Annotated in this window: 6 protein-coding genes; all 6 read right to left on the minus strand. The window is 53.4% G+C overall.

Annotated elements, in window-relative coordinates:
- Positions 1-48: 48 nt before the first annotated feature.
- The 6 genes from rlmB to dnaN all read right to left on the minus strand — a co-directional run bounded on the left by rlmB (position 49) and on the right by dnaN (position 6,676).
- A complete protein-coding gene (gene rlmB / locus HQ48_RS06535; protein ID WP_044232543.1) occupies positions 49-798 on the minus strand; it encodes a 23S rRNA (guanosine(2251)-2'-O)-methyltransferase RlmB in 750 nt (249 codons plus the stop codon).
- Positions 795-2,474 carry a DNA repair protein RecN gene (recN, locus tag HQ48_RS06540; protein WP_044232544.1) on the minus strand — a complete coding sequence of 560 codons (1,680 nt, stop codon included), beginning with the start codon at positions 2,472-2,474 and terminating at the stop codon, positions 795-797. The genes rlmB and recN overlap by 4 nt, the downstream gene beginning before the upstream one ends.
- A gap of 27 nt (positions 2,475-2,501) precedes the next feature.
- Positions 2,502-3,416, minus strand: coding sequence for a DUF4835 family protein (locus HQ48_RS06545; RefSeq protein ID WP_044232546.1), 915 nt, complete (start codon positions 3,414-3,416; stop codon positions 2,502-2,504).
- 4 nt (positions 3,417-3,420) lie between these two features.
- On the minus strand, positions 3,421-4,617 hold the full coding sequence (gene coaBC / locus HQ48_RS06550; RefSeq protein WP_044232579.1) for a bifunctional phosphopantothenoylcysteine decarboxylase/phosphopantothenate--cysteine ligase CoaBC: 1,197 nt from the start codon (positions 4,615-4,617) through the stop codon (positions 3,421-3,423).
- 136 nt (positions 4,618-4,753) lie between these two features.
- On the minus strand, positions 4,754-5,521 hold the full coding sequence (locus tag HQ48_RS06555; RefSeq protein ID WP_044232548.1) for a 3'-5' exonuclease: 768 nt from the start codon (positions 5,519-5,521) through the stop codon (positions 4,754-4,756).
- Between the two features lie 12 nt (positions 5,522-5,533).
- Complete coding sequence (gene dnaN, locus HQ48_RS06560) at positions 5,534-6,676, minus strand: DNA polymerase III subunit beta (RefSeq protein WP_044232550.1); 1,143 nt, start codon at positions 6,674-6,676, stop codon at positions 5,534-5,536.
- Positions 6,677-7,117: the final 441 nt, after the last annotated feature.

The following is a 7,117-nucleotide window of genomic DNA, read 5'->3' on the forward strand; positions in this document are numbered from 1 at the left end:
GCAAATTAACCCCTAAGAAACCGTCCTTCTAGCACAAGCGCTCAAAGCCTACCCCTCGTAGCCTAGCGACTCTTGGCGCAAGGCCTCGTAGATAATAATACCTGCCGCCACAGACACATTGAGCGAACCGATTACGCCAACCTGTGGGATACGTACTAAGCTATCCGATAGGCGAATCGTCTCGTCGCTCGCTCCATGTTCCTCACTACCCATCACAATAGCAATGGGTGGAGTCAGTGCCTCTTGAGTATAGAGTGTAGAAGCCTTTTCCGATGCCGTTACGACCTTGATACCGCTATCCTTGAGTAACCGAATAGCCGAGGGGATAGAGCTAACACGACATACGGGCAAACGATGTAGCGCTCCCGCAGAGGTCTTGACGGCATCTCCCGTGACGCTAACGCTCCCTCGCTCGGGTATGATGATCGCATCGACACCAGCGCACTCGGCCGAACGTGCGATAGCCCCGAAGTTGCGCACATCAGTGACTCCATCTAGCAGGACAAAGAATGGTACACGTCCCTCCTCATAGATCATAGGGATAAGTGCCTCTAGAGAGGTGTACTCGATCTCGGCCAAGAAAGCCAGTACCCCCTGATGATTGCGCTGGGTAATACGATCGAGTTTCTCCACTGGGACAATCTGCACTGGGATAGTGCGCTCACGAGCAATGGAGGTAATGCGCTGGGTTTCCTCAGTCTTGAGGCCACGCTTGATGAAGATTTTGTCGATCTCTCGACCAGCCTCTAGAGCCTCGAGTAGAGGATGAAGACCAAAGATTAATTTATTCTGTTTCATTTATTCGTTCGCTCTTGTGCTTGCTTTAGCAGTGCTGCCGCAGCTGCACGGGTAATGTCGTTGAGGTTGTTGCCACTCTGCATACGTGCGATCTCGTCGATACGATCCGCTAGAGCAAGTAAGCGAATATGGCTGCGTGTGACGTCTGTCTGGTGATCCTTGTAGATAAAATAGTGCTGAGTACCCGAGGCTGCGATTTGAGGCAGATGCGTCACCGCCATGACCTGCATGCTGCGGCCCATACTCTGCAATATCGCTCCGATACGGTCGGCAATATCGCCAGAAACCCCCGTATCAATCTCATCAAAAATAATCGTCGGCAGACTACGCCTATCGGCTATCAGAGCCTTGATGCAGAGCATCAGACGAGAGATCTCGCCACCAGAGGCAATATGTGCCACGGGTTCGGGCTTAATCTCCTTGTTGGCGGAGAATAGGAAGGTTACTTGATCTAGCCCCGTGGTCGTAAGCGTCGCGCCTCGCTCTACAAGTATGCTGAGGCGCACGTAGGGCATACCCAGCTCGTGAAGCCCAGCGATAAGTGCCTGCTCCACCTCCCTTGCGGCCTCTTCTCTTCTTCGATGTAGTAGTTCGGCCATCTCAAGTGCCAGATCGTGGCTCTTAGCTACCGAGGCCTCTAGCTCGGCGATACGCTCGTCCGAGGAGCTAATCGCCTCTAGTTCGGTAGCAATACGTTCTTTGATGTTGAGAAGCTCATTGGTGGAGCCGACACCATGCTTGAGCAGAAGCCCATTGAGCAAATCTAGACGCTCGGTAATAGCATTAAGACGTTGTGGATCGTACTCGATCCCTTCCATACTTGCATCTAACGTATGCATCAGGTCCCCCAGCTCGACCTTGGCACTGGTGAGTCGCTCGTGTAGCTCCTCTGCCTCGGGGTAGTACTTGCGGATAGACTGTACTGCATCTAGGGCTATAGCTATGGCCTGCATAGCGCCCCGCTCATCGTCCTCTAGAGCAGAGTATGCTCTAGAAAGCCCTGTCTTGATGTCAAGAGCATGGCTCAGGCGTTGCTCCTCCTCCTCCAGCCCTTGTAGCTCATTGGGCTGGAGCTCGGCTGCCTCTAGCTGATTGTACTGAAACTGCAGGTAGTCCTGCTCTTTGAGTAGTTCGTTGGCAGAGGTACGTGCCTCTGCGAGTGCCTTGCTATGGGTCTTGTAGCTCAGGTAATGCGTCTGATACGCCTCGAGCTCGGCCTTATTTTGTCCATACAGATCAAGGACGGAGAGCTGAAACTGAGCATCGCCCAAGAGCAAGTTCTTGTGTTGCGAATGTATATCAATAAGATATTCGCTCAGGCGCTTGAGCAGTGCTAGTGAGGCTGGTGTATCATTGACGAAGGAGCGGCTCTTGCCCTTGGCCGAGATCTCTCGGCGAATGATGCACTCATTGGGATCGAAGTCGATGTCTTCGTCTGCCAAGATCTGCCCGACGGTTTCGTCCATGGCATCGAAATGCGCCTCGATCATGCAGCGCTCGGCTCCGGGGCGGATAGAAGAGCTGTCGGCTCTCTGCCCCATGAGCAGACCAATGGCCCCGAGGATAATACTTTTGCCTGCACCTGTCTCGCCCGTAATGACGCTAAAGCCGGGATAGAAGTCTATCTCAAGGCTGTCAATGAGGACGAAGTTGCGAATAATGAGTTTCTGTAACATAGAGAGTATAGCGTAGGGACGCTTGGGTTAGTTCTTGAGCTTGTCCCAAGAGTCTGTACGTGTAGGGAATATAGTGGAGAGGAGCTCTCGTACCTGTCGGCGTTCCTCGGTTGGCGCTGGCTCGTAGATATTGACGAGTTCGTCCACCTTGGCTGTTTCCATTAAGGAGATCAGCGGGGAGCGAAACTGCTCACGCTGGAAAGCCTTGAGCGCCTCGAGTTGCTCCAGTAGCACGGCTCGCCCCGAGCTGATCTTGCTCTCCAGTATGTCTAGCCCTAAGCGGTGGTAGCGATACCACATGAGCCGAAAATCATTGGCGGCACCTGTGGTCAGCGCTGCCCCTAGAGAGCCTCGATTGTCGTCAGACTCAAAAGACTTCCAACCGCTCCAGTCGGGCTGAGTGCTCGCCGTAGTGACCAGCAGGCTTATGATGTCTTTGACGTAGTCGCCACCTAGAGGGGAGAAGCTATCTAGATCCATTGCGATGATGTAGAGGGCATGGAAGACAAAAACAGCCACGAGGTTGTTGTTTAGGTTCTGCAGATTGTACTCAAGCGGCTGGCCTGCCGTGTACTCAAAACCTATTGCCTTGTCCCGATAGACATAGGTCGTAGTGGTATAGTTGGTGTTATAGACGGTGCGGCTAGCCGTGATGCTCAGCTCGGCTTGATAGCGATCGCTGTCTTTGGCCTCGGTGATTTTGAGTGCAAAGGAGCATGGGATACGCTCTGCGGGGGCATAGTTGAGCCCTGTGAAGCGCTGATTGTTGAGCAGATCCGTTAGCTGACGCTCTAGCGCCTCAAACTGGCTTCTCTCTACTGCCCCTAGAGCCTCGGTAGAGATACGCACGGTCGCCCTGAGCTCCTGAGCCAGCAGCTCCCGTGGAGCGAGCAGGCCTACCAGCATGACCAGCCAACCAAACCAATAACGACTACATCTCATCTCCCTAGATCCTTGTATTGATGAACTGAATGATATCTCGTGCTGCCTCCTCCTTGCTCACCAGCGTACCAACAAAGCGCTCGCCCGACTGGGAGAAGATGCTGATCTTATTGGTCGCATGCCCAAAGCCAGCCCCTCTGTCGGCAAGTGAGTTGAGGACTACTGCGTCCATACCCTTGGCCTGCATCTTGCGTATGGCTTCCGCCTCCCCACTATTGCTCTCGAGAGCGAAGCACACGAAAGTCTGCTCCTTGCGCTTAATCTGCCCCATAGTGGCTGCTATATCTGGATTGCGGACAAGTCTGAGAGTCATCTCATCGCTCTGCTCTCGCTTGAGTTTCTCGGTATGTTGCTCTGCTGGGCGATAGTCTGCCACAGCGGCTGCGAAGATGGCGATGTCTGCCTTGTCAATCCTACTCTGCGTAGCCTCTAGCATCTCCAGAGCAGAGGTCACATGTATCGTCTGCACCCCTCGGCCTGCTCTAAGGCTCGTGGGGCCAAGTATCAGATCTACCTCAGCGCCTAGCCGAGCATATTCGTCCGCTAGAGCGATGCCCATGCGCCCCGTGGAGTGATTGCCGATGAAACGAACGGGATCTACCGCCTCGTGGGTTGGCCCTGCCGTGATGAGCACACGCCTACCAGCCATCGGTACTTGCCTAGCGAAGTAGTCCTCTAGAGCCTCTACAATCTGCTCGGGCTCCTGCATGCGTCCCTTACCCTCCAGATGACTGGCCAAAAAACCAGAGCCCGGCTCGATGATGATATTACCCCGGCTCTGTAGTAGAGCCAGATTGTCGTGCGTGGAGGCATGGGCATACATATCCAAGTCCATCGCTGGTGCGACGAAAACAGGAGCTTTCATCGACAAGTAGGTAGTCAGGAGCATATTATCCGCCACTCCATGTGCCATCTTGCCGATGGTCGAGGCCGTCGCTGGGGCAATAAGCATAGCATCTGCCCAGAGGCCTATGTCCACATGGCTATTCCACGTGCCATCTCGGCCAGAGAAGAACTCACTGATGACAGGCTTGGAAGTCAGGGCCGATAATGTGATGGGGGTAATAAACTCTTTGCCTGCTGGGGTAATGACGATCTGCACCTCTGCACCTCGTTTGATGAGCAGACGTGTGAGCACCGCTGCCTTGTAGGCTGCGATGCTCCCCGTGATGCCCAGCACAATATGTTTGCCTTGTAGCATTGTCATGATGCGAATACTGATATCTAAGTGGCGGTGTACGAGCATGCGCCCCTCAACTCCATACCTTGGACTTGCTCCTCGTATACGAAGAGCTGGCAGGGCTGCACATGCACCAATCTATCCACGCCTACTCTGTCTAGAGTTGTAGAGCCAACTTGGCTCGTGTAAAGCAATTTTTGGTATCGAGCGTAAAGTCCGCTCCCATAACCCAAGCGTAGTAGCCGGGGTCTTTGGCGAGCACATCGGCCAGCAGACGCCCACGATACTTACCGAAGTTGATCACCTCCTTGCCTTGCTCGTTGTAGATAAGCATACCGGCAAAGTCCACATTGTTGTTATAGCGAGAGATCTCTGCCAGAGCCTCCATATCGTTGGTTAGCTCCTCTGGGTAGCGATCTAGCTGAGCCATGAGCACCTCGTAGGTGGCACGTGTATCCGCCTCGGCAGAGTGGGCCCCCACGAGTGTCTTGCCACAGTAGAAGCGATAGGCAGCCTCTAGGTTGCGGCGCTCCATCTTGTGGTAGATAGTCTGCACATCAATGAGTTTACGGCGAGAGAGATCTACCTGCACGCCTGCACGCAGTAGCTCCTCGACTAGCATCGGCACATCGAACCGAATGGAGTTGAAGCCGATGATATCGCACCCCTCGATCCACTGATAGAGGCTTTTGGCCACTTGATCGAAAGTAGGGCAGTCCTGCACGTCCTCGTCTGTGATGCCGTGCACGGCTGTACTCTCGGGGGGGATTGGTCTGCCGGGATTGATGCGACGCGTCTTGGTTTCCTCCAAGCCGTCTGGGTGTACCTTGAGGATAGAGATCTCGATGATGCGGTCGTGTACCAAGCTGACCCCAGTAGTCTCAAGGTCAAATACTACTGCGGGATTTTTGAGGTTGAGCTTCATGCTTGTCTTGGGCTACTCGCCAATCAGTTTAAGTGGGATAATGAGGCTGAGCGTCTCTTCGCCCTCTTCCTCCTGATTGGGAGTAATGATGCCTGCTCGGGTCTGGTCGGCTATGGCTATGGTAACCTGCTCGGTCTTGAGCCCCTGCAAGATGACTTGTAGCATATCGAAGTCGAAAGCAATACGCAGACGAGTCTGGCCAGCATCGCTCTGGCAGAGAATAAACTCCTCGGCTGCTGCAGAGAGATCGAGGTCGTTGGCCGTGATGCGTATCTTATCGTCCTGTATCTCAAAGAGGATAAGGCGACTGGCCTTGTTGGAGAAGAGCGATACACGCTTGGCTGCATAGAGCAAGGCGTCCTTATCCACAACGATGTGGTAGGGGCTGGAGGGTGGTATCACCGAGTTGTAGTTGGGGTAGCGGCCATCGAGCAGTCTGGCCGTCAGGGTGTACTGCTCCATATTGAGCTGAATATGCTTGCCATCGTAGGCTATCTGTACATCGCCACTCTCCTTGGGCAGTAGCGTACGCACCAGTAGCTGGCAGATCTTGGCAGGCAGGCAGAGGCTAGACACCTCGGCAGTCTTGACCTTGTAGTCGGTACGGCGTACCAAGATGCGTCCGTCCGAGGCAACATATACCAAGCGGTCCTCTAGGAAGTCGAGCAGTACCCCCGTCATGATAGGCCTACGCTCGTCGGCGCTTGCGGCCAGCATGGTAGCCTCTAGACCAGAGAGCAGGCTACTGGCAGGCAGAGTTGCCTGCTGCAAGTCACTCGTCAGCTCTAGGGCCGCGGGATAGGTGTCGGCAGATGAAGCGAGGAAGCTAAACTGGCCATTACTATAATGTATTTTAGCTTGGTAGCTCTCCTCGTCTACATCTAGGACGATGGGCTGGTCGGGGAGCTCGTTGATAGCCCCAATGAGCGTCTGATTGGGTACAGTGAAACAACCTGCCCCTCCCTCGTTCTGCACTGGCAGCTGTGAGGATATACGGCTATTGATATCGGCTGCGGTCAGGGTAAGCAGATTACCCTCTAGCTCGAAGAGGATATTGCCCAAGACGGGCACTGTGGTCATACTCTTGGGGTTAATCACCTTAGAGACGGTCTGTAGGTGTTGTTTGAGTTCGCCACTGGTTACTGAGAACTTCATATATAGCTCCTTTTCTTATTTATTGATGTATTGCTCACAAATATACGGATTATTCAGCAGAGTGCCGATTGGCTCTTAGCTCATGGCGGCATAGCCCTCTAATCCCATTTGCTAGAAAACAAGCAACTTCCGTCTAGGAGAGCTCCGATGAGCTAATCTCCCTGCTACAAGCCATGAGAAACGAGCCTTGGGCAAGGTAGTTAGTTATGCCTAGCAGACATGACCGACCATGTGTGTTCGTTCTCTATTTTTATGTTAAAATAACAGAAAATCCAAGCAAAGATTTTGGGGTAATAGCGAGGCGGTTTATAAAAACACATGCAGAGTTCGCACGAAACCATTGGGAGACTATTGCGCAATGCACCGCTCAAAGGTTCTTGTATCTTTCTCGGTGTTTTTTGCGTGTTTGAGCGGCTTGGAGAGCCTTGAATACTATCCCCC

Source organism: Porphyromonas sp. COT-290 OH3588 (genome assembly GCF_000769075.1).
In the GTDB taxonomy this organism is placed as follows: domain Bacteria; phylum Bacteroidota; class Bacteroidia; order Bacteroidales; family Porphyromonadaceae; genus Porphyromonas.

Coding starts and splice junctions, on each gene's coding strand:
- rlmB (WP_044232543.1), bottom strand. CDS start 798: ATGAAACAGAATAAATTAATCTTTGGTCTTCATCCTCTACTCGAGGCT.
- recN (WP_044232544.1), bottom strand. CDS start 2,474: ATGTTACAGAAACTCATTATTCGCAACTTCGTCCTCATTGACAGCCTT.
- HQ48_RS06545 (WP_044232546.1), bottom strand. CDS start 3,416: ATGAGATGTAGTCGTTATTGGTTTGGTTGGCTGGTCATGCTGGTAGGC.
- coaBC (WP_044232579.1), bottom strand. CDS start 4,617: ATGCTACAAGGCAAACATATTGTGCTGGGCATCACGGGGAGCATCGCA.
- HQ48_RS06555 (WP_044232548.1), bottom strand. CDS start 5,521: ATGAAGCTCAACCTCAAAAATCCCGCAGTAGTATTTGACCTTGAGACT.
- dnaN (WP_044232550.1), bottom strand. CDS start 6,676: ATGAAGTTCTCAGTAACCAGTGGCGAACTCAAACAACACCTACAGACC.